Origin of the sequence: Albidovulum salinarum, from assembly GCF_025673475.1 — a bacterium.
GTDB classification, from domain to species: domain Bacteria; phylum Pseudomonadota; class Alphaproteobacteria; order Rhodobacterales; family Rhodobacteraceae; genus Albidovulum; species Albidovulum salinarum.
This window is the reverse complement of the sequence record NZ_JAOVQO010000007.1, coordinates 1-26,021: the sequence shown is the minus strand read 5'-3', so window position 1 is coordinate 26,021 and position 26,021 is coordinate 1. Positions and strand designations below refer to the sequence as shown.

25 protein-coding genes and 1 tRNA gene are annotated in these 26,021 nt (G+C 68.2%); 11 read left to right on the top strand and 15 right to left on the bottom strand.

The features are described 5' to 3' along the window. Positions 1-20: 20 nt before the first annotated feature. From addA to regB, 7 genes are all read right to left on the bottom strand, one after another. On the bottom strand, positions 21-3,383 hold the full coding sequence (gene addA / locus OEZ60_RS08590) for a double-strand break repair helicase AddA (protein WP_263335110.1): 3,363 nt from the start codon (positions 3,381-3,383) through the stop codon (positions 21-23). Beyond that, a complete protein-coding gene (gene addB, locus OEZ60_RS08585; protein ID WP_263335109.1) occupies positions 3,380-6,325 on the bottom strand; it encodes a double-strand break repair protein AddB in 2,946 nt (981 codons plus the stop codon). The genes addA and addB overlap by 4 nt, the downstream gene beginning before the upstream one ends. Next, on the bottom strand, positions 6,318-7,019 hold the full coding sequence (locus tag OEZ60_RS08580; RefSeq protein ID WP_263335108.1) for a nucleotidyltransferase family protein: 702 nt from the start codon (positions 7,017-7,019) through the stop codon (positions 6,318-6,320). The genes addB and OEZ60_RS08580 overlap by 8 nt, the downstream gene beginning before the upstream one ends. Further along, the gene (locus OEZ60_RS08575) at positions 6,995-8,014 is read right to left on the bottom strand and encodes an aminoglycoside phosphotransferase family protein (RefSeq protein ID WP_263335106.1); all 1,020 of its coding nucleotides are present in this window, start codon (positions 8,012-8,014) and stop codon (positions 6,995-6,997) included. The genes OEZ60_RS08580 and OEZ60_RS08575 overlap by 25 nt, the downstream gene beginning before the upstream one ends. Continuing rightward, a complete protein-coding gene (tsaE, locus tag OEZ60_RS08570; protein ID WP_263335104.1) occupies positions 8,007-8,525 on the bottom strand; it encodes a tRNA (adenosine(37)-N6)-threonylcarbamoyltransferase complex ATPase subunit type 1 TsaE in 519 nt (172 codons plus the stop codon). The genes OEZ60_RS08575 and tsaE overlap by 8 nt, the downstream gene beginning before the upstream one ends. 51 nt (positions 8,526-8,576) lie before the next feature. Then, a complete protein-coding gene (locus OEZ60_RS08565; RefSeq protein WP_263335102.1) occupies positions 8,577-10,175 on the bottom strand; it encodes a PAS-domain containing protein in 1,599 nt (532 codons plus the stop codon). Between the two features lie 107 nt (positions 10,176-10,282). Continuing rightward, complete coding sequence (regB, locus tag OEZ60_RS08560; protein WP_263335401.1) at positions 10,283-11,644, bottom strand: sensor histidine kinase RegB; 1,362 nt, start codon at positions 11,642-11,644, stop codon at positions 10,283-10,285. A 141-nt stretch (positions 11,645-11,785) separates the two neighbouring features. Here regB and OEZ60_RS08555 point away from each other — a divergent pair, with 141 nt between their 5' ends. The 3 genes from OEZ60_RS08555 to OEZ60_RS08545 all read left to right on the top strand — a co-directional run bounded on the left by OEZ60_RS08555 (position 11,786) and on the right by OEZ60_RS08545 (position 13,445). Further along, a complete protein-coding gene (locus OEZ60_RS08555; protein WP_263335100.1) occupies positions 11,786-12,418 on the top strand; it encodes an SCO family protein in 633 nt (210 codons plus the stop codon). 57 nt (positions 12,419-12,475) lie between these two features. Next, positions 12,476-13,030, top strand: coding sequence for an ActR/PrrA/RegA family redox response regulator transcription factor (locus tag OEZ60_RS08550; RefSeq protein WP_263335098.1), 555 nt, complete (start codon positions 12,476-12,478; stop codon positions 13,028-13,030). A gap of 100 nt (positions 13,031-13,130) precedes the next feature. Then, a complete protein-coding gene (locus tag OEZ60_RS08545) occupies positions 13,131-13,445 on the top strand; it encodes an H-NS histone family protein (RefSeq protein ID WP_263335097.1) in 315 nt (104 codons plus the stop codon). Here OEZ60_RS08545 and OEZ60_RS08540 read toward each other — a convergent pair. After that, entirely contained in the window at positions 13,442-14,323 is an 882-nt protein-coding gene (locus OEZ60_RS08540) for a LysR family transcriptional regulator (RefSeq protein WP_263335095.1), read from the bottom strand. The genes OEZ60_RS08545 and OEZ60_RS08540 overlap by 4 nt on opposite strands. 98 nt (positions 14,324-14,421) lie before the next feature. Here OEZ60_RS08540 and OEZ60_RS08535 point away from each other — a divergent pair, with 98 nt between their 5' ends. Then, on the top strand, positions 14,422-14,574 hold the full coding sequence (locus OEZ60_RS08535; RefSeq protein WP_263335093.1) for a DUF1127 domain-containing protein: 153 nt from the start codon (positions 14,422-14,424) through the stop codon (positions 14,572-14,574). 4 nt (positions 14,575-14,578) lie between these two features. Here OEZ60_RS08535 and OEZ60_RS08530 read toward each other — a convergent pair whose 3' ends face one another. Then, positions 14,579-15,181 (bottom strand): HD domain-containing protein, encoded by a 603-nt coding sequence (locus OEZ60_RS08530; protein ID WP_263335092.1) that lies wholly within the window; start codon positions 15,179-15,181, stop codon positions 14,579-14,581. 167 nt (positions 15,182-15,348) lie between these two features. On the opposite strand from OEZ60_RS08530, the gene OEZ60_RS08525 reads away from it, so the two are divergent. The 3 genes from OEZ60_RS08525 (at position 15,349) to OEZ60_RS08515 (ending at position 17,745) form a co-directional block, all read left to right on the top strand. Next, the gene (locus tag OEZ60_RS08525) at positions 15,349-15,678 is read left to right on the top strand and encodes a hypothetical protein (protein WP_263335090.1); all 330 of its coding nucleotides are present in this window, start codon (positions 15,349-15,351) and stop codon (positions 15,676-15,678) included. 120 nt (positions 15,679-15,798) lie between these two features. Continuing rightward, entirely contained in the window at positions 15,799-17,193 is a 1,395-nt protein-coding gene (ahcY, locus tag OEZ60_RS08520) for an adenosylhomocysteinase (RefSeq protein WP_263335088.1), read from the top strand. Positions 17,194-17,403: 210 nt separating this feature from the next. Beyond that, positions 17,404-17,745, top strand: coding sequence for a DUF2853 family protein (locus OEZ60_RS08515; RefSeq protein WP_263335087.1), 342 nt, complete (start codon positions 17,404-17,406; stop codon positions 17,743-17,745). A gap of 206 nt (positions 17,746-17,951) precedes the next feature. Here the strand turns inward: OEZ60_RS08515 and OEZ60_RS08510 are convergent, their stop codons facing one another. Genes OEZ60_RS08510 through tsaD form a run of 5 tightly spaced genes read right to left on the bottom strand, consistent with a single transcriptional unit; the run spans position 17,952 to position 21,146 of the window. Further along, positions 17,952-18,344: a DUF1761 domain-containing protein gene (locus OEZ60_RS08510; protein WP_263335085.1), complete on the bottom strand. Its 393-nt coding sequence runs from the start codon at positions 18,342-18,344 to the stop codon at positions 17,952-17,954. 60 nt (positions 18,345-18,404) lie between these two features. Further along, complete coding sequence (locus OEZ60_RS08505; RefSeq protein ID WP_263335083.1) at positions 18,405-18,818, bottom strand: EVE domain-containing protein; 414 nt, start codon at positions 18,816-18,818, stop codon at positions 18,405-18,407. Continuing rightward, positions 18,818-19,087 carry a YciI family protein gene (locus OEZ60_RS08500; RefSeq protein WP_263335399.1) on the bottom strand — a complete coding sequence of 90 codons (270 nt, stop codon included), beginning with the start codon at positions 19,085-19,087 and terminating at the stop codon, positions 18,818-18,820. The genes OEZ60_RS08505 and OEZ60_RS08500 overlap by 1 nt, the downstream gene beginning before the upstream one ends. A 2-nt stretch (positions 19,088-19,089) precedes the next feature. Then, a complete protein-coding gene (locus tag OEZ60_RS08495) occupies positions 19,090-20,055 on the bottom strand; it encodes an NAD(P)H-dependent glycerol-3-phosphate dehydrogenase (protein ID WP_263335080.1) in 966 nt (321 codons plus the stop codon). Next, positions 20,052-21,146, bottom strand: coding sequence for a tRNA (adenosine(37)-N6)-threonylcarbamoyltransferase complex transferase subunit TsaD (gene tsaD / locus OEZ60_RS08490; protein ID WP_263335397.1), 1,095 nt, complete (start codon positions 21,144-21,146; stop codon positions 20,052-20,054). The genes OEZ60_RS08495 and tsaD overlap by 4 nt, the downstream gene beginning before the upstream one ends. Positions 21,147-21,218: 72 nt before the next feature. Here tsaD and OEZ60_RS08485 point away from each other — a divergent pair, with 72 nt between their 5' ends. The 4 genes from OEZ60_RS08485 to OEZ60_RS08470 all read left to right on the top strand — a co-directional run bounded on the left by OEZ60_RS08485 (position 21,219) and on the right by OEZ60_RS08470 (position 25,243). After that, positions 21,219-21,941 (top strand): uroporphyrinogen-III synthase, encoded by a 723-nt coding sequence (locus OEZ60_RS08485; RefSeq protein WP_263335078.1) that lies wholly within the window; start codon positions 21,219-21,221, stop codon positions 21,939-21,941. Positions 21,942-22,028: 87 nt separating this feature from the next. After that, positions 22,029-23,501 (top strand): COG4223 family protein, encoded by a 1,473-nt coding sequence (locus OEZ60_RS08480; protein WP_263335076.1) that lies wholly within the window; start codon positions 22,029-22,031, stop codon positions 23,499-23,501. Between the two features lie 7 nt (positions 23,502-23,508). Further along, positions 23,509-24,996 (top strand): heme biosynthesis protein HemY, encoded by a 1,488-nt coding sequence (locus tag OEZ60_RS08475; RefSeq protein ID WP_263335075.1) that lies wholly within the window; start codon positions 23,509-23,511, stop codon positions 24,994-24,996. Between the two features lie 171 nt (positions 24,997-25,167). Then, positions 25,168-25,243, top strand: a tRNA-Thr gene (locus tag OEZ60_RS08470). Between the two features lie 193 nt (positions 25,244-25,436). Here OEZ60_RS08470 and istB read toward each other — a convergent pair. Further along, positions 25,437-26,021: IS21-like element helper ATPase IstB (gene istB / locus OEZ60_RS08465; RefSeq protein ID WP_263335074.1), on the bottom strand; the 585-nt coding region annotated here is incomplete at its 5' end.

Here is a 26,021-nt window from a genome sequence, read left to right as displayed (position 1 = left end):
ATGGGCGCCTATGGAGCGCGTCAAGGGATGGTAGTCGCGAGCAGCGCCTCCCTCACGATCTCGGGAGGCAGCGGCATCACCTGCCCGGTCCGCGTCCAGAGGATCGCGGTCTCGATCCGCCGGTCGGGATAGATCTGGCCGAGCATCGCGGCATAGGCGCCCATCTGGCGCAGGATTCCGTCGGGAACAAGATCCGGCGCGCCGGGCACGACGGCGTTCGACTTGTAATCGACCGCGAGCACCCGGTCGGGCTCGATGAGCAGCCGGTCGATCGTGCCATGCACGACGCGGCCGCCGAGCTCTGCCAGGCGCGCCGTCACCTCGACCTCGGCGAGCGCGCCCGCGGCGAGCAGGGGCGCCATGCCGGGGGCGGCGAGAACCCCGCTCGCTTCGGCCATAAGCGTCTCTGTTTCACCCGGATCGCCCGGTTCCTCACCCGAGACGAGAAGCGCGGCGGCGATCTCCGGCCAGTCGGCCTCGGGCCAGAGCGGCAGGTGTTCGAGCAGGAGGTGTAGGAAGGTGCCACGGCGCTTCGCCGCCTCCTCGTCGAGCCCCGCCTCGCCGGGAAGCGCCTTGGCGCCACCGAGCCCGGAGGGCGAGAGCGGCTTCTCCGCCTCGGCCGGAACCGGCGCGGGATCGCGTGCCCAGCCGGGGATTACAGGGCGCAGCTCGGCCTCGGCCGCGTCAGGTGCCGCATTCGCGGGCCAAGTGCCATGCTCGAACCGCTTCACCCCACCCGGCAGGACCGCACCGCCAGCCTTCTCCACCGCATCGGCGATGAGCCCGTACCAGCTCTCGGCCCCCTGCCCGACATCGCCGGCGCCGCAGGCGATGAGCCAGTTCTCCGCCCGCGTCATCGCGACATAGAGAAGCCGCATCCGCTCCTCGCGCTGGCGTTCGATCAGGCGCGCCCGTTCCGCGCCGATCGCCGCCGGGCTTTCGGCGTCGCGGGTCTTCCAGACCGGGCTGCCGTCGAGGATCAGGATCTCGTCGCGCAGTTCGTCACGGCGTTTCGCGGTGTCGGGCAGGATCACGATCGGCGCTTCGAGCCCCTTGGCGCCATGCACCGTCATCACCCGGATCGCCTTCGAGGCGGTGTCGAGCCGCCGCTTGATCTCCACCTCGTCGACCTCGAGCCAGACGAGGAAGCCGGTGAGGCTCGGCGCCTCGGCCTGTTCGAAGGTGAGCGCCTGGTTGAGGAGCGCGTCGATCCCGTCCTCGGCCTCGACCCCGAGCCGGGCGAGCAGCTTCCGCCGCCCGTCATGCCGGGTCAGGATCCGCTCGACGAGATCGTAGGGCCGCAGGAAGTCGGTCCGCTTGCGCAGATCATCGAGCACCGCGAGCGTTTCGGGAAAATCGCCGCCGCGCTCGCGGAGCGCGGTCCAGAGAAAGACGCGCTCGCCCCTTCCATGCGCGAGGTCGTAAAGCTCGGCTTCCGACCAGCCGAAGAGCGGCGAGCGCAGGGCGGCGGCGAGCGACAGGTCGTCCTCGGGGGTGGCGAGGAAGCGCAGGAGCGCGGAGAGATCCTTGACCGCAAGCTCGCCGCCGATCTTCAGCCGGTCGGCGCCGGCGATGTCGAGACCCTCGGCCTTGCAGGCGCGGATGACCTCGTGAAAGAGGTCCGAGCGACGCTGGACGAGGATCAGGAAGTCGCCGGCATGGACTGGCCGCGCGGCACCCTTCGTGACGATCTGCACCCCGGTCTCGATCATCCGCCGGATCTCGGCGGCGATGCGGCGGGCGAGGATCACCGTCTCGTGGTCCTCGGGCAGGATGTCGGTCGGGTCGTACCAGTGCTCGGGCTCGGGCTTTTCCGCCTTCGGCACCGGCGGCCAGAGGTCGACCCGGCCCGGCAGGCCGCTGTTGAAGGCGATATGCTTCGCGAACCCGCCGAGCCCGCGGTTGACGCGCTCGTCGAACGTAAGGTCGACGACCCTCAGGATCGCGTCCGAGGAGCGGAAGGAATGCATCAGTTCCTGCTGCTGGAAGCCGACGGAAACGGCGGCGTACTTGGCCGCGAAATGCGCTTTCATCGCGTCGAAGGCGGTGAGATCGGCGCCCTGGAAGGAGTAGATCGACTGCTTCTTGTCGCCGACGACGAAGATCGTCCGCGCGGCACCCCGCGCGCCCTCGCCGGCGGTGAACTCCTCGGCCAGCCGCTCGATCACCTGCCACTGGCCGGGGCTGGTGTCCTGCGCCTCGTCGACGAGGATGTGGTCGATGCCGCCGTCGAGCCGGAACAGCACCCAGGCCGCGACCGAGCGGTCGGAGAGCAGGGAGGCGGCGCGCGTGATGAGGTCGTCGAAGTCGAGCCAGCCGGCGGCGGCCTTGCGCTGGGCATAGCGCGGCAGGAAGGCGGCGGCGAACCGGTGGAGTGCCGCGGTCTTCTCGGCCGCCAGAAGGGCTATCCGGCGGTCGCGCCCGGCCTCGATGCGCCGCATCAGCGCCTCGATCCGCGGCATCAGCGCGGCCGCCGGGCCCTCGCGCAGGCCCTTGGTCGGGAAATCGCCGATCTTCGCGGCGAAGGCGCCAGCCTTGGCGTCCTTGCCGTAAAGCAGCACGCCTTCCAGCCCTTCGATCGTCGCGAGACCCGGCGGATCGAACGACAGGCCCGCGAGCTTCAGCCCCGCCTTCGCGTCCTTCGGCCCGCTGGCGGCGAGCAGCGGCACGAGCGCGGCGATGACCTCGGCCTCGCCGCCCATAAAGGCCTCGGCCACGAGGTCGGCAGCCGCGAATTCCGTCGGCAGACCGAAAAGCGCGAGCGCCCCATCGCGGGCGAGCGGGGAAGAAAAAGCGTCACTGTTCCGACACAAATCGGCGAGAAAGCCCGCGAGGTCGTCGCCCGAGAAATGCGCGGTGATCGCATCGACAGCCCCGACATCCGCGCCGGCGGCAAGCTCTTCAAGGATCTCCTCGCGGATCAACTTTGCCGCCCGATCGTCAAGCTCGGCGAAGCCCGGCGAGATCCGCGCCTCGAGCGGGAAGCGGCGCAGAAGCGCGGCGCAGAAGGAGTGGATCGTCTGGATCTTCAGACCGCCCGGCGTCTCGATCGCGCGCGCGAAAAGCCGGCGCGCGCGGGCCAGCGTCTCGGCGTCGATCCTGTCATCGACACCGAGCTCGCCAAGTGCTTCACGCAGCTCCGGCTCGGGCAGCATCGCCCAGCCGCCAAGCCGCTGGAAAAGCCGGTTCTGCATCTCGCTCGCCGCCGCCTTGGTATAGGTGAGGCAGAGGATCTTCTGCGGCTCGGTGCCCCCGAGCAGGAGCCGCGCCACCCTGTCGATCAGCACCCGCGTCTTGCCGGAGCCGGCATTGGCTGAAAGCCAGGTCGATTGCGCCGGATCGGCGGCCCGGACCTGGGCCTCGCTCGCGTCGTTGCGCCTCATCCGACATCCTCCGGTTCCGGCCCGTCGCCCATCTCCCATTCGCCGAACCGCGCGAGGTGGTCGTAGTCGCCGTCGCGCCGCGCCTCGAACACCGCCCGGCGCGAGGCGTATCCGGTCTCGCGGCGGCGGTAGGAGGCGATGAGCCTTTCAAGTTCGGCCCAGGCCCGGGCAATCACCGCGTCGTCGATCTTCGAGGGCTTCTCGCCGCCATCGCCGCCGAGCCAGATGTAGGTCGCCCCCTCGACCGCGCGCGGGCCGAGATCGGCGAAGCCGCCGCGTTCGGCCATTGCCGCTTCGAGCAGGAGCTGCTTCTCGAACGCCTCCTCCTGCTTGTCGCTCGGTGGGCGACCGGTCTTGTAGTCGTAGATATGCACGCTTCCGTCATCGAGTAGGTCGATCCGGTCAGGCTTGGCGCTGAGCGTGAAGCGGCCGGATTCGAGCGGAACAGAGCCTTTCTTCTCAAGGATCACCGGCACGCCCCGCGCCTCGCGGCGGGACTCGGCGGCGACGAAGCTGTCGGCGACGCGGCCGAGCTTGGCGAGCCAGATCCGCTGCGCGCTGGGCCAGGGGATCTCCTCGCCGAGGATCGTCTCGGCGAGCGCCATCAGCCGGGCGCGGGCGGCCACTTCGGTTTCACCCTCGGGCCGGCTGCGGATGAACTCCTCGACGATCCGGTGCAGCACCTGGCCGCGCTGGCGGGCATCGGGCGTGGCGCGCAGCGGGTCGAGCGGTTTCAGCCGGAGCATGTAGCGGGCATAGATCGCGTAGGGATCGCGGATGAGCGTGCGGATCCCGGTCACCGCGAGTTCACGCGGCCGGTCGTCGACCGGCGGGCGCGGTGCCGGGCGACGGGCGGGGTCCGTCGCGGTCTCGGGCGCCTCGAGCGCGGCGGCAAGGCCAAGCCAGCCCGCGCCACGCGCCCGCATATCGGCCAAGGCCTCCTTCCCGCCCTGCTCCGGCAGGCCGTCGAGCAGGTTCGTCAGCCGCGCCAGCCAGCGCGAGGGTACGGTTTCGGCCTCGTCGTCGCGGATCGACCGCGACAGGATCACCTCGGGCGCGCCCACCGCCTGCTGGAAGTCGTGCGCCGAGAGACCGACCTGACGTTCGGGCAACAGAAGCCCGGCCTTCAGCCGCATCTGCCGCGACAGCCACGGATCGGGCGCGGGCAGTGCCGGCCAGATGCCCTCGTTGAGCCCGGCGAGGATCACCAGATCGGCGCCCTGCACCCGCGCCTCGAGCGTGCCCCAGATCGCGATCAGGGGATGCGTGCCCTCGATGCGGCGGACCGTGCCCTGACCGAGGAGCGCGGCGATCAGGTCGGCGAACTCGGCCGGCCCGTAGTCGCCGCCATGCCTGGCCTCCCGCCGCAACTCCTCCATCGCCGCGAGGGCGACCCGGCCCGCCTCCTCGCGCCAGAGCTCGCTGTCGCCGATGCTTCCGCCCGGACCGGCCGCGATCTTGCCCGCGAGCGCCAGAAACGTCTCTGTCCATGCCGAAAGCGGGCGTTTTCTGCCCGCGTCTAGCCCGGCGATCCAGCCGCCGATCCAGTCGGCCCAGGCGATCCGCTCGGCCTCGCCGCGCGCCTCCGCCCAAGAGCGAAGATCGGCGCCTTCGGGAAAGGGCGGCCCGCTGCGACGCAGCTTCAGTTCCAGATCGCGGGTGAAGCGCAGGTGGTCGCCGCGCAGATGCGAGCCGGTCGCGGTCAGGGGGTGCTTGAGCAGGATCAGCAGCGCCTCGGCCGAGAGCCGCCGCCCGAGAAGCCCCGCGACATGGCGCAGGAACCGGCCCGGCGCGGATTGCGCGAGCGGCTGGCCGGCGCTGTCGTCGGGCAGGATCCCCCAGCGGTCGAGCGCCGCCGCGACGCGCCGGGTTAGCATCCGGTCGGGCGAGATCAGCGCCGCCCGCTGGCCCTCCTCCGCCGCCCTGCGCAGGCGGAGCGCGATCGCCACCGCCTCGGCCCGCGGCGAGGGCGCCTCGATCAGCGAGAGCCTTTCCACTGTGGGCGCGAGGGGGCCGAGGTTCGCGCCTTCCGCCATCCACTGGTCGGTGACCGGCGCGGGCCGCAGCGCGAGCGAGATCAGCCGGTTGCGCGCAGGATCCGGTGCGGCGCCGGGCCAGGAACGGATCGCGCCGGGGGGCAGGCCGAGCGTTTCAACGAGTTTCAGGAACCGGTATTGTGGATGGTCCTCGGCCGGAATTCGGCCGTAAGAGAGACTGTTCCAGGCCGCGTCCGTCATGTCGAAATCGACGCCGGGCAGCACCACCGCGCCCTGCGGCAGCCGCGCCACCGCCGCCATCAGCGCGAGCGTCGCGCCGCGCGAGCCGGTCGATCCCGCGATCAGGACCGGGTCCTCGGGCGGCGCCTTCGCCCAGCGTTCGGCCAGCGCCTCCACGATACGGCGTTGCCGCGCCTCTGCGTCCGGCACCGCGTCATCGGCGAAATAGCGCGCGACGATGCGGATGAAGGCGAGGCTCCGTTCCCAGTGCGCGGCATGGTTTTCGGCGAGGTCCGGCGCTTCCAAAACAGCGGGCGCGACGCCCTCGCCCTGCATCTCCGCCATCAGCCGGGCGAGGCTGTCGGCGAGGTCGATCGCGGCGGTGCCGGAGGCGAAGTCGGGTTGCCGCGCGAGGAGGCCCGCGACGAGCTGCGCCAGCTCCAGCCGCCGCCGCAGCGCCGGAACCGGCGGCGGCAGCCCGGCGAGGGGATCGCGGCCGAGATCGGTGACGAGCCGCAGCCGCGGCAGGAACCGGGCGCCGTGGCGGTCGAACTCGGCCCGGACCCGGCGCAGCATCCGCCCGGTGTTGAGGTAGAGCGTGACCCGCGCCATCGCCGCAGGCGGCTGATCCGCCATCTTCGCGACGAGGCCGGAGACGAGGGCCGCGGGAAAGTCGGCACCGGGCGGCAGGCCGAAGAGGCGCGGTGTGGCGGAAGGCTCAAACATCGCGTGCCACCTCGTTGAGAAGCGCCTCGGCAAGCGGGATCGCCTCTGGCCGCCCTACATCGCACCAGCCGCCATCATGGACTGCACCGTAGAGCCGGCCTTCGGCGAGCATCCGGTCCCAGAGCCGGTTCAGAGAGAACACCTGGTCCGGGATTTCCGCGAGGCCGTCGGGCTTGAGGATCTGCGCCCCGGTATAGACGAAGCCCTGGCCGCGGCTGAGCCGCCCCTCGGCATCGAGGCCGAAGTCGCCGGGTCCGGTATGGCCCGTCGCCCGCTCCCGCGACACGACCAGCAGGAGCCCGTCCATCTGCCCCGGATCCCAGCCTGCACGAAGCCGGGCGAGCGCGTTCGGCCCGGTCCAGACCGCATCGGTATTGAGCGTGAAGACCGCGCCGGGACCGAGCAGCGGCAGCGCGTGACGAAGCCCGCCGCCGGTCTCCAGGATCGTCTCTGTTTCGTCCGAAAACCGCAAATCCGGCCGGTGGGCGAGATGGGCGCGGATCTGGCCGGGTAGGTAATGGAGATTTGCGACAATGCGCCCGATCCCGGCGCCGTCGGCCTGCGCGAGCGCATGGTCGACGAGCGCCCGTCCGGCGACCTCGATCAGAGGCTTCGGCCGGGTCGTGGTCAGCGCGCGCATCCGCGTGCCAAGGCCGGCGGTGAAGAGCATCAGGGCGTCGGGTAGCTGCCGCATTGGTCCTTGATCCTTTGCACACGCTCCGGGGTCGGTTCGGGCAGCGCCTCGGCCACCGTCCGAGCGAGGTCCGCCAGCGCGGGATGGGCGAGGTTGCGCTGCAGGTAGCCCCAGACGCGGGGCAGGTAGCCGAGGTAATGCGGCTTGCCGAAATGCAGCGTCAGCCGGGCGAAGACGCCGACGATCCTGAGCGCGCGCTGGGCGCCAAGAAGGGCGTAGACGGCGGCGAACTGGTCGGCGTCGCGCCCGGTCGCGGAGGTGTAGCGGGTGAGCATCGCCGTCTCAGTCTCGGGCGACACATCGCGGCGGGCGTCCTGCAGCAGCGAGACGAGATCGTAGGCCGGATGCGCCGCGACCGCGTCCTGGAAGTCGAGGAGGCCGAGCCGGGCGTGGCCCTGCCTCTCGGGCAGCCAGATCAGGTTCTCGGCGTGGAAGTCGCGGAGCGCGGTGACCAAGGCAGGGTCGGCGAGGCGGCGGTACGTTTCCGCGATCTGCTCCGGCAGCGCCAACGCGGCCGGCGTCTCGGCCGCGCCGATGCCGGGCAGATACCAGCGCGGGGTGAGCGTCACCAGTGCCGCCAGCGCCGGGCCGTCGAGCGGCGCGACGAAGTCCGGCGGGGCGTGGCGGTGGAGGTCGGTGAGGAAATCGGTCGCCGCCGTGTAGAGCGGGCGCTCCCGCGCCGGATCTTCCGCCACGAGCCGCGCCACGAGCGCGTCGCCGAGATCTTCGAGGAGCAGGAACCCAGCGCCGTGATCGGCTGCGAGGATTACCGGGGCGGAATAACCTTGACCCGAAAGCCAGTCCGCCATCCGCGCAAAGCGCTCGGTGCCTTCGCCGCGCTCGGGCGGCGCGTCCATCAGCACGGCGGGGCGGCCGTCCAGCCGCAACCGTTCATAGCGCCGGGCCGAGGCGTCGCCGGCGAGGGCGGATCGGTCCGCGCCATCCCAGCCTGCGGCGGCGAGGAACCGTTGGGTGAGATCCGCGCGGTCAGCCATGCCGGTCTGCCTTGGCCAGCGCGAGCCGAGCCAGAACCGGAGCCCATCGCGGACCGGATGCCGAGAGGCATGCCCGTCGGGTCTCTCCTTCGGGCAAGGGTGAAAGCCGCAGGGTCAGGGCACTGCCGGGACGATAATCGCCCAGCCGGTCGGGCCATTCGACGAGGCAGATCGCGGTCTCGAACGCCTCGTCAAGCCCGAGTTCCGCAACCTCCTCCGGCGCGGTCAGGCGATAGAGGTCGGCGTGCCAGATTTCGGTGCCGTCCACCTCGTAGACCTGGACGAGCGTGTAGGTCGGTGACGGAACATCCTCGATCCGTCCGGCAGCGCGCAGGCGCGCCTGGATCAGGCTGCGGGCGAAATGGGATTTTCCGGCGCCGATCGGCCCCTCGATCAGGATCACGTCGCCGGGTCCGAGCTGCTTGCCCAGCGATTCGGCAAGCGCGGTCGTCGCCTCCGGTGTCGGCAGGATCATGGTCGCAGCTGCGGGATCGGGTCGGGCATCGGTCATGCGCCGACTTTTACCGGCTGGCGGCCGGCCCGCAAGGCGATTGCGGCGGCGTCAGAGCGTGGCGAGATCGAGCGCCGCGACCGAGGCCCTGCCGCCCTCGCGCGGTCGTCCTCCCGCCCCGTCGTCCTCCCTGCGCACGAAGCCGACAAGCGTCGCGCCGCCGGCGAGCGGCACGCAGCGGCAGCCGAGCAGCGCTCCTCCGGCAAGGCTAATCTCCGCCGACCAGACGGTGCGTTCGCCGATCGCGCCGACGAAGTCGCGGATCTCGCCCCAGACCGGCGTCGGCTCCGAGCGTCCCTGCCAGATCCGTCTCGAGTCCGCGATCGTGGGGGTGCCGAGCGTCGAACCGGTTTCGACGCCCCAGAGCCGATCGTAGGCGGCATTCGACAGGATCAGCTCACCGGCTGTCGAAAAGACCGCGATCGCCTCGCGCAGAGTGTCGACGACCGATTGGCCGAGCGCCACCTCGGATCGGAAGTGGCGCGTCAGAGCGATCTCGGAGCTGATATCCTCGATCTGGAAGGCAACGGCGCCGTCGGGATGCGGACGACCGGTAACCCGGTAGGTCTGGCCCGAAGGCAGGGTCCAGGTGTCCTCGTACAGCCCGGATTCGGCAGCTTTCTCCAGTTCCGACATCTGTTGGCGCCAGCCGTGGTAGTCCTTCGGCTCGGGAATCACGCGCGCTTCGCGCAGGCGGTCGAGGAAGGAGACGAGCGACGGTCGCGCCGACAGGAAGTCGACGCCGAGCGAGGTCAGGTCCACGAGCGCCGGGTTGAAGAGCGCGAGCTGGCGCTTGCGGTCAAAAACCGCGAGGCCGATCGGAAGATGCGCGAAGGTCTTGGTGAGGGTTTGCAGGAACTCCCGCAGGGAAGATTCAGCCCTCACCTCGCGATCGGCAGGAAGGGCGAAGTTCAGCGTGCCGGTCGCGGCCGGAACGCTGTGGCACTCGTACCAGCGCATGGATTTTCCGGTGCCGGTGGACAGCTTATGACGCCTCGGTTCGTGCGTCTCCGCCGTGGCGGCGGCGAAGAGCGGCGGCAGCGGCCAGGTCAGGCCGCCTTTCTCGACCCCGCGCTGCTCGGTGATCCGGTCGAGATAGGCCGGGTTAGCCCAGTTGACCGCGCCCTCGGCTGTCGTGCGCCAGACCGGCATTGGCGCGGCCGCGAGAGTCTCGCGCAGAGCCTCCAGTTCCTGGCGCTCCGCGCGATGGCTCAACGCATCCACGACGACATTTTGGCCTTCGGCGGAAAGATCGGTGATCGTCACGCGCGTCACCCCGTCAAGCCATTCCGCAGAGACGCGGATCTCGGCTTCGCCACGGCTCTCGAGTTCGACCTCCCCTCGGTCAGGCAGGCTGGCGAAAGCGTCGTCGATGCCGTCGACCCGCTGCGAGAGGAATGTGTGCAGGCGCTGCCATTCCGTGCCTGAACCCGGAATCGCCTTCAGCAGATCGCGCGCGGACCGGGTCGAATCGATCAGTTCGTCATCGGCAAACAGGAACACCGCCTGCTCGAGCGCGCGGATATTCCCGGACAGGCTGGACGCCGGGTTGCGGCGCTGAGGAAGAAACGACAACAAGAGCAACGCGGCGACGGCCGAACCGAGTGATGTTGCAAAGAGGATGGCAGCCTGGGCAAACAGTTCAATCATCACCAACTCGCTTCTTCCCCGGAGAACCTTTCTCTCTTGGTTACACTTCGCCTAATGCGTCAAAGAGGCGTTAATACTGCAACCATTGGGCGAATTGGTGGCGAGTGTTAGGTATCGATCCGCCGGTTCTCCCCGAGCCCGCCGGAGCGGGCCGCCTCGATTCGCGATCGGGGCCAGGTCACCTCGATGACGGCGCCGCTCCGGGCCGGGCGCTCGTCCTCCGACAGGAACGGATCGGCGCCGTTGGCGAAGCGCAGCCGGGCGCCGGTCCGTTCGAGCAGTGTCTTGGCGATGAAGAGCCCGAGGCCCATCCCGTCGTATTCCGGCCGCTGGGCCCGGATCTCGTCGCGCCGATGGCGCATGAAGGGATCGCCGATGCGGCCGATGAGATGGGGCGGAAAGCCGTCGCCGTCGTCGGCGATCCGCACGGTCACGGTCTGATCGGTCCAAGACGCGTCGACCCAGACGCGCTCGCGCGCGAAATCGACCGCGTTCTGGATCAGGTTGCGCAGGCCGTGAATGATCTCGGGCCGGCGCGCGATCACCGGTTGGTGCGGGTCCGCCTGCGGGTCGTCGCCGATGTCGAACGCCAGGGTCTTGCCCCGGCCGAGATGCGGCTCGGCGGCCTCGCGCAGCACCGCGGCGAGCGGCGCGCTGCGCAGATGCAGGTCATCCTTCCCGGCCCGGCCCATCGACCGCAGGATGTCGCGGCAGCGGTCCGCCTGTTGGCGGATCAGCTCGGCATCCGAACGCAGTTCCGGCCTGTCGGCGAGTTCTTCCGCAAGCTCGGTGCTGACGAGCTTGATCGTGGCGAGCGGTGTGCCCAGTTCGTGCGCGGCCGCGGCGACGACTCCGCCGAGATCGGTCAGCTTCTGCTCCCGGGCCAGTGCCATCTGGGCGGCAAGCAGCGCATCGCCCATCGAATGGATCTCGGAGGCGATGCGGCGCGCGTAGAGGCCGAGGAACACCACGCCGATGACGATGGCGAGCCAGAAGCCGAAGCCGAAGATCGGCGGAACCACGACCGGGCTGCCGTAGATCGTCCGAAGCGGCATGTGCACGAAGGCGATCAGGGTCACGAGCGCGATCGTGACGATCCCGATGAAGACCGTCGCGCGGGTCTGCAGCGCCGTCGCCGCGATCGTCGCCGGTGCGAGGATCAGGAGCGCGAAGGGATTGTTGAGCCCGCCGGTGAGAAACAGCAGCAGCGCGAGTTGCGAGGTGTCGAACAGGAGCGTCAGCGCCGCCTCGGTTTCGGTCAGGCGCTTGTTGCGCGGATAGATCGAGATCGCCGCGAGGTTGACGACGACGGCCGAGCCGACCACCGCGAAGCAAAGCCCGAGGTCGAGGTCGATGCTGTAGTATTTCCACGCGACCAGCAGCGCCGCGGCCTGGCCGAAGACCGCGGTCCAGCGCAGGAGGACGAGGGTGGTGAGCCGAACCCAGTCGCTGTGGGCAATGCGCTCCATGCGGTCGGGTCCGGGACTTTGCGTCGGGGTGCCGGGGTCCGGCTGGGTCATCACGGGTCCTGTTGTCGCATTCCGACGCTACCGATTGATAGTCGGCGCCGGATGCGCGATCAATGGCGCCGCTCAAACCGGGGGAACGAGATGCCGATATCGACCAGAACCTACGCCGCAGCGGCGGTCTCTGCCGTGGCGATCGGATTGGTCGCGATCTATGCGGTCACCGTGAATGGCACCGATCGGTTCGAGGCCTGCCGGGAGAGCCGGATCTCCGGCGGCGCCGCGGCGATCGGTGGAGCGTTCACCCTGACCGACGAGGACGGGCGCAGCGTGACCGAGCGCGATGTTCTCACGAAACCGAGCCTCGTCTATTTCGGATATACCTTCTGCCCGGATATCTGCCCGGCCGATACCGGGCGAAATGCCGAAGCCGTCGATATCCTCGAGGAGATGGGATACGAGGTCACCCCGGTCATGATCTCCGTCGACCCGAAGCGCGACACGCCCGAGGTTCTGAAGGAATGGACCGATTATATTCATCCGCGAATGATTGGCCTTACCGGAACCGATGAACAAATCAACACGGTCGCCAAGAGCTACCGTACTTATTTCAAGGTTCCCGACAGTACCGGCGACGACTTTTATCTGGTCGATCATATGACCCAGACCTATCTGATGCTGCCGGAAATCGGCTTTGTCGACTTTTTCTCGCGCGACGATACGCCCGAGGACATCGCGAGCCGGACCACCTGCTTCATCGAGGCCGCGCGGGAGTGAAATTGACCACCGCCGCCGGACACCCTAGAACCGGGTGAAACCGAATGCGGGGAAACCATGGCCGAAGACGACCTTGACGAACTTGGACCCGACCGGACGCTGCTCCTGGTCGACGATGATGCGCCCTTCGTCAGCCGCTTGGCGCGCGCGATGGAGAAGCGTGGTTTTCGACCCGAAACCGCCGAAAGCGTTGCCGAGGGCCGTGCCATCGCCCAGTCCCGCCCGCCGGCCTTCGCGGTCGTCGATCTGAGGCTCGGTGATGGCAACGGGCTCGACGTCGTGGAAGTCCTGCGCGAGCGGCGGCCCGATTGCCGGGTCGTGGTGCTGACCGGATATGGCGCGATCGCGACGGCGGTCGCTGCGGTGAAGATCGGCGCGGTCGATTACCTGTCGAAACCCGCCGACGCCAATGACATTACCAACGCGCTGCTGTCGCGCAGCGAGAGCCATCCGCCGCCGCCGGAAAATCCGATGTCCGCGGACCGCGTCCGCTGGGAACATATTCAACGCGTTTACGAGCTTTGCGACCGCAATATCTCCGAAACCGCGCGGCGGCTGAGCATGCATCGGCGCACGCTTCAGAGGATATTGGCGAAACGCAGCCCTAAATAAACTGGAAACGCAACGAATAAGGCGCTAGTACCGATCAAGGTATATCGGGGATCCATCCCATCTGGCCCGAATACGTGAATAGAAACTAGGGAGCGTCTCCGTGAAAACTGATCTCGATACAATGTCGCTGAAAGAGCTCAAGGCCCTTCAGGCGCAGGTCACGAAAAAGATCGACGATTACGAGGAGCGCAAGAAGCGCGAGGCGCTTGCCGCGATCAAGGAACAGGCCCAGGCCATGGGCTTCTCGCTTTCCGAATTGGTCGAGGTGGAGCCGGTCAAGAAAAGAAAACCCGCCCAGCCGAAATACGCCAATCCGGAAAACCGTTCGGAAACCTGGACCGGACGCGGACGCCGGCCGCGCTGGGTCGAAGCCGCGCTCAAGGCCGGCAAATCGCTCGATGATCTCGCGATTTAAACATTCGCCAGCAACCAGCGCATGAAAATCCGTGCCGGGCGCCGCAGCGGGCCCGGCGGCGTCACGATGTAATAGCCCGGATTGTCGTCCTCCGTCTCGACGGCGATCCGCATCTCGCCGGCGCGCAGATCGGATTCGACAAGTGCCGCGCTCGTTATATGCAGCCCGTATCCCTGTCGTGCCGCCGAGAGGGCAAGCTCCTCGGTGGCGAATTCGGTGATGTTCAGCCGGTCGGGATCGAGCCCGGTGCAGCAGGCGATCCACTGCCGCTGTTCCGGCCAGTCCGGTTCGAGGATCCACGGTAGCCGCGACATCTCCTCAAGGCTCAGCGGCCCGGGGCCGCGAAACAGCCTGCTCGCCCCGACGACGATGTAGCGCGCCGAGGTGAGGTAGGTCGCCTCGACACCGGGCCAGCTGCCCTCGCCGAAACGGATGCCGAAGTCGATCCGCTCGCGCCGGAGGTCGAGAACACGCGGATCGGGGCGGAGCGAGACCGCGACCTCAGGGTGCTCGGACCAGAACCGACCGAGCCGCGGCATCAGCCAGTTGCTCGCGAAGGTCGGGGTGAGCGTCACCGTCACCGGGCGATCCGCCCCGCCTTCGCGCAGTTCTTCCAGGACGGCCTGGATCGCGCCGAACCCCTCCGACAGCGAAGCGGCCAGCCGGGCGCCGTCCTCGGTCAGCGCGACCGCCCGCCCGTCGCGGCGCAGGAGGGCAAGGTCGAGATGCGCCTCAAGCGCGCGCACCTGCTGGGCCACCGCGGCATGGGTGACGTTGAGTGCCCGCGCCGCCGCGCTGAAACCGCCGAGCCGGGCGGTCGCCTCGAAGGCGCGAAGCGCCGGAAGCGGCGGGAAATGAAGCCAGTCCAGATCAGGCATATGATAGCTCTACTAACAGATCAGAAATCCTTCTGACTCGCTGTTTTCCCTCATAATAGCTATTTTCTCTCCATCAAATCCAGTCGGAGGACAAAAAAATGTTAACCGTTCTTGCAGATACCTTCCGCATCGCTACGTTCCAGAACCGCGGCCCGTCGACTCGTGACCGCGATGCCGAGCGCCGCCGTCTGCGCCGGGAACTCGCCGATCTCGACGACCACCTGATGCGCGACATCGGGCTTTGGCGGTGAGGTGTCAGGCAAACACTTCCTTCATCAAGGCCGCGTGCCGGGCGATGAACTCGGCACGCACCTCGACCGGCGGGCGGAGCCGGATCGACAGGCCCCGCACCGTCATCGCATCGGGCACGCCAAAGAAACGGTCGGCCTCGGCGCGGGAAAAGCCGGCTATCTGCACGGCTTCGAGCCAGGCCGAGAGTCGGTCGGCATGCTTGATCGCCGTCTTTATCGCGGCGGGAAGCTCGCCCGGCAGGCCGAACCGCAGATGCACGGCGACGGACAGCCGCTCGTCCAGCGCCTCGTAACCGGGCCCGACGGCGGCCTTCACCGGGCTGATCATGTCGCCGATGACATATTCCGGCGCATCATGCAAAAGCGCCGCCAGCCGCCAGCGCGCCGCGATGCCGGGATTCGCACGGGCGAAGATCTCCTCGACCAGCAGCGAATGCTCGGCCACCGAATAGGGAAAATCGCCGACCGTCTGGCCGTTCCAGCGCGCGACGAAGGCGAGGCCATGCGCGATGTCCTCGATCTCCACGTCGAGCGGCGTCGGGTCGAGAAGGTCGAGCCGGCGGCCCGACAGCATGCGTTGCCAGGCACGGGCGGGTTTCGGGGGCATCGGTCTTCGGTCCTTGTCGGTCGGGCCCGCTCGCGCGGGGTCGCGGAATTGTGTCGCGTCGTTAATGGCGACGACGGTGCATCACCCATATCTCTCCTTCACAGCATTCTGCAACGCGGGCGGCGCCGCCCGGCATGGCGGACCGCCGGAAACGGAAAGGAAACGCCATGTTCAAACGCATCTTCACCTCGGCCATGATCCTCGGCGCCGCCGCGATGGCGCCCCCGGCCCTCGCGCAGTCGCAGCTCTCCTGCGCCGACCGCGACGAGATGACGGAAACCCTGTCGCGCAAATACAGCGAGAGCCTGACAGGCGCCGGGCTGCAGAGCTCCAAGCGGCTCGTCGAATTGTGGAGTTCGGCCGAGACCGGCACCTTTTCGATCATCATTACGCGCCCGAACGGCATGAGCTGTCTCGTTGCCTCAGGAGAGTACTGGCAACTCACGCCACCCTCCGCCGCCGATGCGGCCGACGACGCCGAACCGGCGTCGGGCTGACGGCGCAAACCTCTCCGCGGCCATTCCGGGATTGTGGGCGCACGGGTCAGGGCATTGATTGCCGCCCGGCCCGCGCGGTGCTATCTGACCGCCAACTCGAATTTTCCCGGAGAAACGCGCATGGCCAAGGATTACATCATCAGGGACATCTCGCTTGCCGGCTACGGCCGCAAGGAGCTCGACATCGCCGAGACCGAAATGCCGGGCCTGATGGCTTTGCGCGAGGAATTCGGCGCCGCGAAGCCGCTCGCCGGCGCGCGGATCGCCGGCAGCCTGCACATGACCGTGCAGACCGCGGTGCTGATCGAGACGCTGACCGCGCTCGGCGCCGAGGTGCGCTGGGCCTCGTGCAACATCTTCTCGACCCAGGACCACGCCGCCGCGGCAATCGCCGAAAGCGGCGTGCCGGTCTTCGCGGTCAAGGGCGAGACGCTGGAGGACTACTGGGCCTATACCGACCAGATCTTCCGGTTCCCGGACGGCACAGCCAACATGATCCTCGACGACGGCGGCGACGCGACGCTCTACATCCTGATGGGCGCGCGGGTCGAGAACGGTGAGACCCACCTGATCGAGACGCCCGGATCGGAGGAGGAGGTCTGCCTCTTCAACCAGATCCGCAAGCGGCTCGAGGAAAGCCCCGGCTGGTTCACCAAGCAGCGCGACGCGATCAAGGGCGTGAGCGAGGAGACGACGACCGGCGTCCACCGGCTCTATGACCTGCACAAGAAGGGCCTCCTGCCCTTCGCGGCGATCAACGTCAACGACAGCGTCACCAAGTCGAAGTTCGACAACAAGTACGGCTGCAAGGAATCGCTGGTGGACGGTATCCGCCGCGCCACCGACACGATGATGGCCGGAAAGGTCGCGGTCGTTTGCGGCTACGGCGACGTCGGCAAGGGCTCGGCCGCCTCGCTTCGCGGCGCCGGGGCTCGGGTGAAGGTGACCGAGATCGACCCGATCTGCGCCCTGCAGGCGGCGATGGACGGCTACGAGGTGGTGCTGCTGGAGGATGTCGTCTCGACCGCCGACATCTTCATCACCACGACCGGCAACCGCGACGTGATCCGCATCGAGCACATGCGCGAGATGAAGGACATGGCGATCGTCGGCAACATCGGCCATTTCGACAACGAGATCCAGGTGGCAAGCCTGAAGAACCACAAGTGGACCAACATCAAGGACCAGGTGGACCTGATCGAGATGCCCTCGGGCAATCGGATCATCCTTCTCTCCGAGGGGCGGCTCCTCAACCTCGGCAACGCCACCGGACATCCGAGCTTCGTGATGTCGGCGAGCTTCACCAACCAGGTGCTGGCGCAGATCGAGCTCTGGACCAAGGGCAAGGACTACAAGCCCGGCGTCTACATCCTGCCCAAGCACCTCGACGAGAAGGTCGCGCGGCTGCATCTGGCCAAGATCGGCGTCAAGCTGACCGAGTTGCGTCCGGAGCAGGCCGACTATATCGGCGTCACCGTCGCTGGCCCGTTCAAATCGGACCATTACCGCTACTGACCACCGAAGGGGGCCGGTTCCGGCCCCCTTTCCTCCCGTGACATTGTTCCGGTTTTCGCGTCTCTGACCGAAGTTCCGTTCCGTCATTTCGCGATTCGGGAAAATTTCTTTGCCCGCACGGCCCATTCGACGCTAACCTCCGCGCGGGCGGCTTCCCCGGGGGGCCATGACCCGGAATATCATACCGGATTTGCAAGAGCGGAGATGGCCATGGGCAGACGCGACGAGTTGATTGCCACGTATGCGGAAGATCTGAAGACCAAGTGCGGCATGGTGCCGGACATGGCGCTTCTCGAACAGGTCACCATCGGGTGCGGACCCGCGATCTACGATGCCGATGCCTCGACCGTGGCCGCTACACAGGCGGGTGAGCTGGAAACCGTCAAGAACAACTTCCTGGTCAAGAAGCTCGGGCTGGGCGACGGGCCGCATCTCATGGATGCGATCAACGCCGTGATCGACACCTATGGGCGTTCGGAGACCAACAAGTACCGGGCCGTCGTCTACTACATGCTCGTCAAGCACTTCGGCAAGGAAGCCGTCTACGCCTGACGCGCGCCGATCCGTTAAGCGAACCTGACCGTAACGCGCTGGTTTTGAACGATATTGTCGACATTCGGAACTTGCCCGAATCCGCGACGCCATCTAGGGTCTCAACTACAGGCCAGGACGGCCGAGACCTTTTCAGTTTCGCACGGTGCAGGGGTGCACTGGGGTGGAGGAGGGTCCCGGTCGGGTGGCCGGGGCCCTTCGTCGTTTCAGAACAGGCCGAGCACCGCGCCGATGATGGTCGAGCCGATCACCGCATAGCCGCCATCGATATAGATCAGCTGCCGCGGCCGGTCGGCATAGGCGTAGTTCACGACGATCCAGGGCAGCGCTACGAAGGTGCCGAGCCCGAAACCAGAGACCAGGCCCTTGATGAGCGTGTCGATCCCGGCCATTCCGAACATGTGCCGCATCATGCCCGCGACGGCCAGCATCGCGATGCCGGCGATGATATAGGGCACGACGCTCTTGTTGCGCGGCCTGCCGTCGGCATCGACGCTGATCCCGGTCGCGGCCACCCACTGGCTCGACCATTTCATGTACCAGAAGGCGCCGAACGCATAGGCCGCGGCCGCCGCGACGATCACACTGAAGAAAGCCATCCCTTTGACCTTTCGCGCATTTTCCCCTGCCCGCATGATGCCGGGGAAAACGCCCGCGGTCTATAGCCCGCCAAGCTCGCAGATCACCTTCCACTCCGCCTCGGCCACCGGCTGAACCGAGAGCCGCGTGTTGTTCACCAGCACCATCTCGGCCAGCCGCGGCTCGACCTTCGCCTGCTCCAGCGTGACCGGCCGGGCCAGCGGCTTCACCGCGCGGATGTCGACGCAGTCCCAGCGAGGATCGTCGGTGGTGCTGTCGGGATGGCTCTCGGCCGAGACCTCGACGATGCCGACGATCTCCTTGCCCTGGTTGGAGTGGTAGAAGAACCCGAGATCGCCGAGTTTCATCGCCCGCATGTTGTTGCGGGCCTGATAGTTGCGCACGCCGTTCCATTCCTCGCCGGCAGCGCCCTTGGCGACCTGCTGGTCCCAGCTCCAGGTGTCGGGCTCGGACTTGAAGAGCCAGTAGGCCATCAGCCGATCACCTTCTTCCACTCGATCACGTCGACGCTGTCGAAGAGCCCCGCCGCCTTGTAGGGGTCGCCCGCGGCCCAGGCCTCTGCTGCCGCGAGGTTGTCGGTCTCCAGAACGATCAGCGAACCGCGCATCTCCCCCGCCTCGATGAGCGGTCCGGCCATCTTCACGATGCCGGTCTGCTCGATATAGCCGAGATGCGCGGTGCGGGTATCGAGGCGGGTCTGCAGGTGGCCGGGCTTGTCGCGGCAGATCACGGCAAAGAGCATGGTCATTCCTTCTTGAGGGGACGGGAGAGCAGGGCGGAAACGGCGTCGGGCACCGAGATCCGGTTGTCGACGAGGGCCGCGACCATGGCCGCGACCGGGAGGTCGAGTCGGTGCTTTTCGGCGAGAACAGACACTGCTTTGGCCGTCGCGGCGCCTTCGACGGTGGTCGCGGCGTCGAAGGCCTCGCCCGCGCCGAGCGCATGGCCGAAGCGGAAGTTGCGCGACTGCGTCGAGGTGCAGGTCAGCACCAGGTCGCCGAAACCCGAGAGCCCGGCAAGCGTCTCGGCCTGTGCCCCGAGCGCCAGCGCGAGCCGGTTCATCTCGGCGAAGCCGCGGGTCATCAGCGCCGCGCGGGCGCTGTCGCCGAGCCCGGCGCCGATCACCACGCCGGCGGCGATGGCGATGACGTTCTTGAGCGCACCGCCCAGCTCGGCGCCCGTGCAGTCGGTGCTGCGGTAGAGCCTGAGCACCGGCGTCGCCAGCGCCGCCTGCAATACCGCGCCGCGCGCGTCGTCGGCGCAGGCGAGCGTCAGCGCTGTTGGCAGGCCGCGGGCGATATCGGCGGCGAAACTCGGCCCGGTCAGCACGGCGGGAAGCGCCGAAGGGCAGGTCTCGGCGATGATCGCGGTCGGACCCCGCCCCGAGACGAGGTCGATCCCCTTGGCGCAGGCGACAAGCGCGCGGCCGTCGAGCCGTCGCGCCTCGGCGGCAAGAAGCCCGGCGGTCTGCTGCATCGGCACTGCGAGGAGCACGATATCGGCCGCTTCGGTCGCCGCCAGATCGGCGGTCACCTCCAGTGGCTTCGGAAAGCTCACACCGGGCAGGCGGCGGGCGTTCATCCGGTCCGCCTGCATCCGCGCGACCTGATCCGCATCGCGCGCCCAGAGCATGACCCTGGCGCCATGGCGCGCCAGCGCGACCGCAAGTGCCGTGCCGAAAGCACCGGCTCCTAGAACCGCGATCGTCATGCCTTCGCCCCCTTCTTTCCCGAACCGATCAGCGCAGGCTGACTCTGATCGAGCGGCCAGCGCGGCCGCGCCACCAGATCGGCATCGTCGATGAGCCCGAGCCGGAACCGCTCGATCCCCGCCCAGGCGATCATTGCCGCATTGTCGGTGCAAAGCGCCAGGGGCGGGGCCGTGAAGCGCAGCCCGCTTTTCGCCGAAACAGTCTCTAATGCAGCCCGAATCGCGCCATTCGCGGCGACGCCGCCCGCCACCGCCAAGACCGGCTCGGCCGGATCCAGCGCCAGGTACTCCGCGATGGCGCGGCGCGATTTCTCGGCCAGAACCTCGGACACCGCAGCCTGAAACCCGGCGCAGAGATCGGCGCGGTCCTGCTCGGTCAGACCGCCCTTCTCGGCGACCACCGCGTCGCGGGCGCGCAGGAGCGCAGTCTTCAGCCCGGAAAACGACAGATCGCAGCCCGGCCGGTCAAGGAGCGGCCGCGGAAAGGTGAAGCGCGCGGGATCGCCCGCGCGCGCCGCTGCCTCGACCGCCGGGCCACCGGGCTGCGGCAGGCCGAGGAGCTTCGCGGTCTTGTCGAAGGCCTCGCCTGGCGCGTCGTCGATCGTGCCGCCGAGCCGGGTGAACCGGTCGGGCGCATGGGCGATCAGGAACTGGCAGTGGCCGCCCGAGACGAGGAGCATCAGGTAGGGAAAGGACAGCCCGTCGGTGAGCCGCGGCGTCAGCGCATGACCGGCAAGGTGGTTGACGCCGACGAGCGGCAGACCCGTCCCCGCCGCGATCCCCTTGGCGCACATCACGCCGGCCAGCACGCCGCCGATCAGCCCCGGCCCAGCCGTCACCGCGACCGCGTCGATGGCGCCAAGGGCCACGCCCGCCGCCTCCAGCGCGTCCTCGACGCAGAGGTCGATCTTCTCGGCATGGGCGCGGGCCGCGATCTCGGGCACGACGCCGCCGAAATCGGCATGGAGCGCGGTCTGGCCATAGACGACCGAGGACAGGATCTCCGGCTTTCCGCCGGACAACCGGACCACGGCGGCGGCGGTGTCGTCGCAGCTGCTTTCCAGGCCCAGGATCGTGATCGGTTCGCGCATCGTGCCATCGGTTGCGTGAGGCATAGCAGGCAGGTAACACCGGCAGGAGAGCCGCACAATCCCGAGGGCGCCTTGGAATCACACCGGCCGATCCTGCTCCTGACCCGGCCCGAAGCGCAGTCGCGGCGCTTTTCGGACGCCTTTCGCGACCGGTTCGGGGCCGACTGGCCGGTTATCGTCTCGCCGCTGACCGAAATTCGGTTCCTCGATCCCGGTCCTTTGCCCGACGACGGCCGCGACCTCGTCTTCACCTCGGAGAACGCCGTCGCGGCTTTCGCACGGCTGACGCCGGGAGGCCGGGGCAGGGCCTGGTGCGTCGGGACGAGGACGGAGGCTGCGGCCCGCGCCGCAGGGTTTTCCACGCGCGCCGGCCCGGGAGACGCCGAGGGACTGGCACGGGCCATCGCGACCTCCGGCGAAGCGGCGAGGTTGCTCTGGCCGCGTCCGGTCCATGTCGCCCGGGACATGGCGAAAAGCCTCAACTCCGCCGGAATAGACACTGTATCGGTGCTGGTCTACGATCAGATTTCCTGCCCGGCTACGGATGCCGCCACGACGGCTCTGCGGGAAACGACCCCGGTACTTCTTCCCCTGTTCTCGCCGCGCTCGGCACGGCTTGCCGCCGCCGCCATTGCTGGCACTGCCGCGCCGCTCTGGGTGGCGGCGATGAGCCCCGCGATCGCCGAAGCCGCCGCGGCGCTGTCGCCGCAGGGTCTGCACACGGCGGAAACACCCGATGCAGCGGCGATGCTCGACGCGCTCGATGCGCTCATTGCCGCAGCCAAGACGGGTTGAGGGGCCCGCCCTTGCCCTCTAGATTGACGTAAGTGGGCGGTGCAGACTTTGGCCCGTTTCCGTCATAATCGCGAAGGGGGATTGCCGGTGGCCAGAGCGCGCAAGAAAACCAGCGGAAACGACGCCAAGCCGGCCGAGACCGAGGGTCAGGCAGAAGCGTCGACCGAAAGCAGCGCCGAAGAGACGACCGCGCCACTTGAACCGGCGGCGGAAGAAGCGCCGCAGGCCGACATTTCGGAGCCTCCGGCATTAGACGAGGAGACCGCTGTCGAAAACGCACCCGAAGTCGAGGCCGAGTCGGAACCGGAGACGGATACCGCTCCGGACAAGGACGAGACCGACCCGCCCAAAGAGCCGGCGGTGACTTCCGATTACGACGAGACCGGATTTGACGCGTCCGATACGCGCGCTGAAGCATCCACGGACACGACGGCGGAGGTCGAGCCGGAGCGGACCGCCGCAGCCATTACGCCCTCGGGGAGCGAGTCGGCATCGACGCCGGCGCGCGGCGGCTTTTTGCCCCTTGTTCTCGGCGGCGTCGTCGCCGCCGGCCTCGGATTCGGCGCCGCGACCTATGTGTTGCCGCAATTCCTGACCGCCCCACAGTCCGGCGAGGAACTCGCCGCGCTCACCGAACTGCTCCGCCAGCAGGAGGCGCGCATCTCGGCGCTGTCCGACGAGATCACCGCGATCGCTTCCGATCCCGCTGCGGCGCAGGCCGCCGAGGCGCAGGCGGCCCGCGCCGCCAAGCTCGCGCAGGATTTCGACGCCTTCCGCCAGACGGTCAGCGCGCTCGATGACCGGTTGGTGAACGAGGCGCAGCGGATCGGCGCGCTCGACACGCGGCTCGCCGCGATCGAGAAACGCCCGGTGGCAAGCGGCGCCGCCTCCGCGACCGCGCTTGAGGCCTTCGATCGCGACATGGCGCAGATGCGCTCGGAGATCGAGGCGCAGCGCAAGGCGAACGAGGCGGCGCGCGAGGAAATCGCCGCGGCCGCGGAAGCTGCCGCCGCCCGCTTCGCCGCCGCCGAGGAAGACGCCAGGCGGTTGCGTGAGGAGGCCGAGACGGTCGCCCTGCAGGCCTCCGCCCGGGCTGCCCTGAGCCGGATCCAGACCGCGCTCGACACCGGCGCAACCCTGAACGGCAGCCTGTCCGAACTCGCGGCTGCCGGGGTCGAGGTGCCGCAGGAACTGACCGACCAGTCCCAGGGCGTCCCGACGCTCGCCGCGCTGCGCGACGCTTTCCCGCCCGCCGCGCGCGATGCGCTGGCCGTGTCGATCAAGGCGACCGCCGGCGGCGGAACAATGGACCGTATCGGCGCCTTCCTGCGTAGCCAGTCCGGCGCGCGGTCGCTGTCGCCGCGGGCCGGCGACGATCCCGATGCGGTCCTGTCGCGCGCCGAGGCCGCCCTTGGAGCCGGCGATCTGGCCGCGGCGATCGGCGAGCTCAAGGGTCTGCCCGAGGACGGGCTCGCGCGCATGGCCGAATGGATCGCCCGTGCCGAGCGGCGGATCGCGGCGGAGGCTGCGGTGACGAGTATCGGAAACGCGTTGGAGTGAGGCTGCGATGATCTGGTCCTTCATCAAGATCGTAATCTTCGTCGCGGTTGTCGCGGCACTGACCCTGGGCGCGGGCTATCTTGCCGAGACCGGCAGCGGCATCCGCATCACGCTCGCCAACATGGAATTCACCCTCGGGCCGGTCCAGGCGGTGATTGGGGTTCTCCTGCTGGTCCTGCTGCTCTGGTTGGCGCTTAAGATCGCCGGCCTTCTGGTCGCGATCCTGCGCTTCCTCAACGGCGACGAGACCGCGGTGAGCCGCTATTTCGACCGCAACCGCGAGCGCAAGGGCTACCAGGCGCTGGCCGACGGGCTGATGGCGGTCGCCTCGGGCGAAGGCCGGCTGGCGACGTCGCAGGCGGCGCGGGCCGAGAAGTTCCTCCGCCGGCCGGAACTGACCAACCTGATCGCGGCGCAGGCCGCCGAACTCACCGGCGATACGAAACGTGCGGCGGAGGTCTACAAGCGCCTCCTGGCCGACGACCGCACCCGGTTTGTCGGGGTGCGCGGGCTGATGAAGCAGAAGCTCGCCGAGGGCGATACCGAGACCGCGCTGAAGCTGGCCGAGAAGGCCTATGCGCTGAAGCCGAAGCACGAGGATGTGCAGGACACGCTCCTGCAACTTCAGGCCGCGAAAGGCGACTGGAAGGGCGCGCGCCAGGTGCTCGGCACCAAGCTCAAGCAGGGGCTGCTGCCGCGCGACGTGCACCGCCGGCGCGACGCGGTTCTCGCGCTGCAGGAGGCCAAGGAGGTCTTTTCCGACGACGCGCCGATCGAGGTACGCGAGGCGGCGATCGAGGCCAATCGCCTGTCGCCCGACCTCATCCCCGCCGCGGTTCTTGCCGCGCAGGGTTACGTCCAGGCCGGCAAGCCCAAATACGCGACGCGGGTGCTGAAGAAGGCCTGGGACGCGCAGCCCCATCCCGACCTCGCCGCCGCCTTCGCGGCGATCGAGCCGGAAGAGAACCCGGCCGAGCGGCTGAAGCGATTCGGCACGCTGCTGTCGCTGCATCCCGACCACGAGGAAACCCGACTTCTCAGGGCTGAGCTTCTGATCGCGGCCGAGGATTTCCCGGCCGCTCGCCGCGCGCTCGGCGACCTGACCGAGGCCCATCCGACCGCGCGGAGCCTGACCATTCGCGCCGCGATCGCCCGTGGTGAGGGCGAGGACGACGCCTTCGTGCGCGGCTGGCTGACGCGGGCGCTGACCGCGAGCCGCGGCCCGCAATGGGTCTGCGACAAGTGCCACAACATCCAGGCCGACTGGGCGCCGACCTGCGACAACTGCGGCGGCTTCGACACGCTGAGCTGGCGCGAGCCGCCGAAGAGCGCGGTGCAGATGCCGAACGGCTCCGAGATGCTGCCGCTGATCGTCGGCAGCCCGGCCGAAGCAGAGGTGAAGCCGTCCGATGGGGCGGAAAGAGACAACAGCGAAGACCGCGCGGAGGACGCGCTGATCCTCGACGAGGAAGTTGGCCGGAAAGCGCAAATTTAGGGCTACACACCCGCCTGCGATGATGCTATCAGCCCGCCACCAACCCGGTGCAGATCGGTTGGGCGAGCGCGTCAGACGCAACGGCCGAAAGGCCCGCCGGGACACGCGAGGCCAGGAGAACCTGCGCGGGATTGAAGGTACGGTCGCCTCGTGGCCGTGACCGAGAAGGATGCCGGTGTAGCTCAGCTGGTAGAGCACGTCATTCGTAATGATGGGGTCGGGGGTTCGAGTCCCTTCACCGGCACCACCACCTCGCCGAGGTGGTTGGGAAAAAACGCCGCCCTTCGGGGCGGCGTTTTGTGTTCCAGAGTGTCAATCCGCATCCAATCGTGACCCCGTATCGGCGTCCAAGATTGACCCCCTTTGTGCTGAGCTGGCCCGGCGCTGCGTAGTCCTCATGTAACGCAGCGGCGGCGGGCCTGCGTGGTTGCGGCTTGCTGTTACGCCCGGTTTTTGAAGCGCCAGCTTTCGTTGCCGGTCTCGACGATCTCGCAATGATGTGTGAGCCGGTCGAGGAGTGAGGTGGTCATTTTTGCGTCGCCGAAGACGGTGGGCCATTCGCCGAACGCCAGGTTGGTCGTGACGATGATCGAGGTCCGCTCGTAGAGCTTGCTGATCAGATGGAACAGGAGCTGGCCGCCGGTCTGGGCGAACGGAAGATAGCCGAGTTCGTCCAGGATCAGGAAGCCCAGGCGGGAGATCAGGTCTGCGGTGCGGCCCTGCCGTTCGGCCCGGGCTTCCGCGTCGAGCTTATTGACCAGATCGACGACGTTGAAGAACCTTCCCCGTCTGCCGTTTATGATGCAGGCACGTGCGATGCTGACCGCGAGATGGGTCTTTCCGGTTCCGGTGCCGCCGATCAGCACGAGGTTGCGCTGATGATCGAGGAAGTCGCCGATGGCGAGATCACGGATCAGGGTCTCGTTGACCTCGGCCGCCTCGAAGTCGAACTCCTTGATCTCCTTGGCCAGCGGTAGTTTGGCGATGGTCATCTGGTATTTGATCGAGCGCGCCTGCTTCTCACT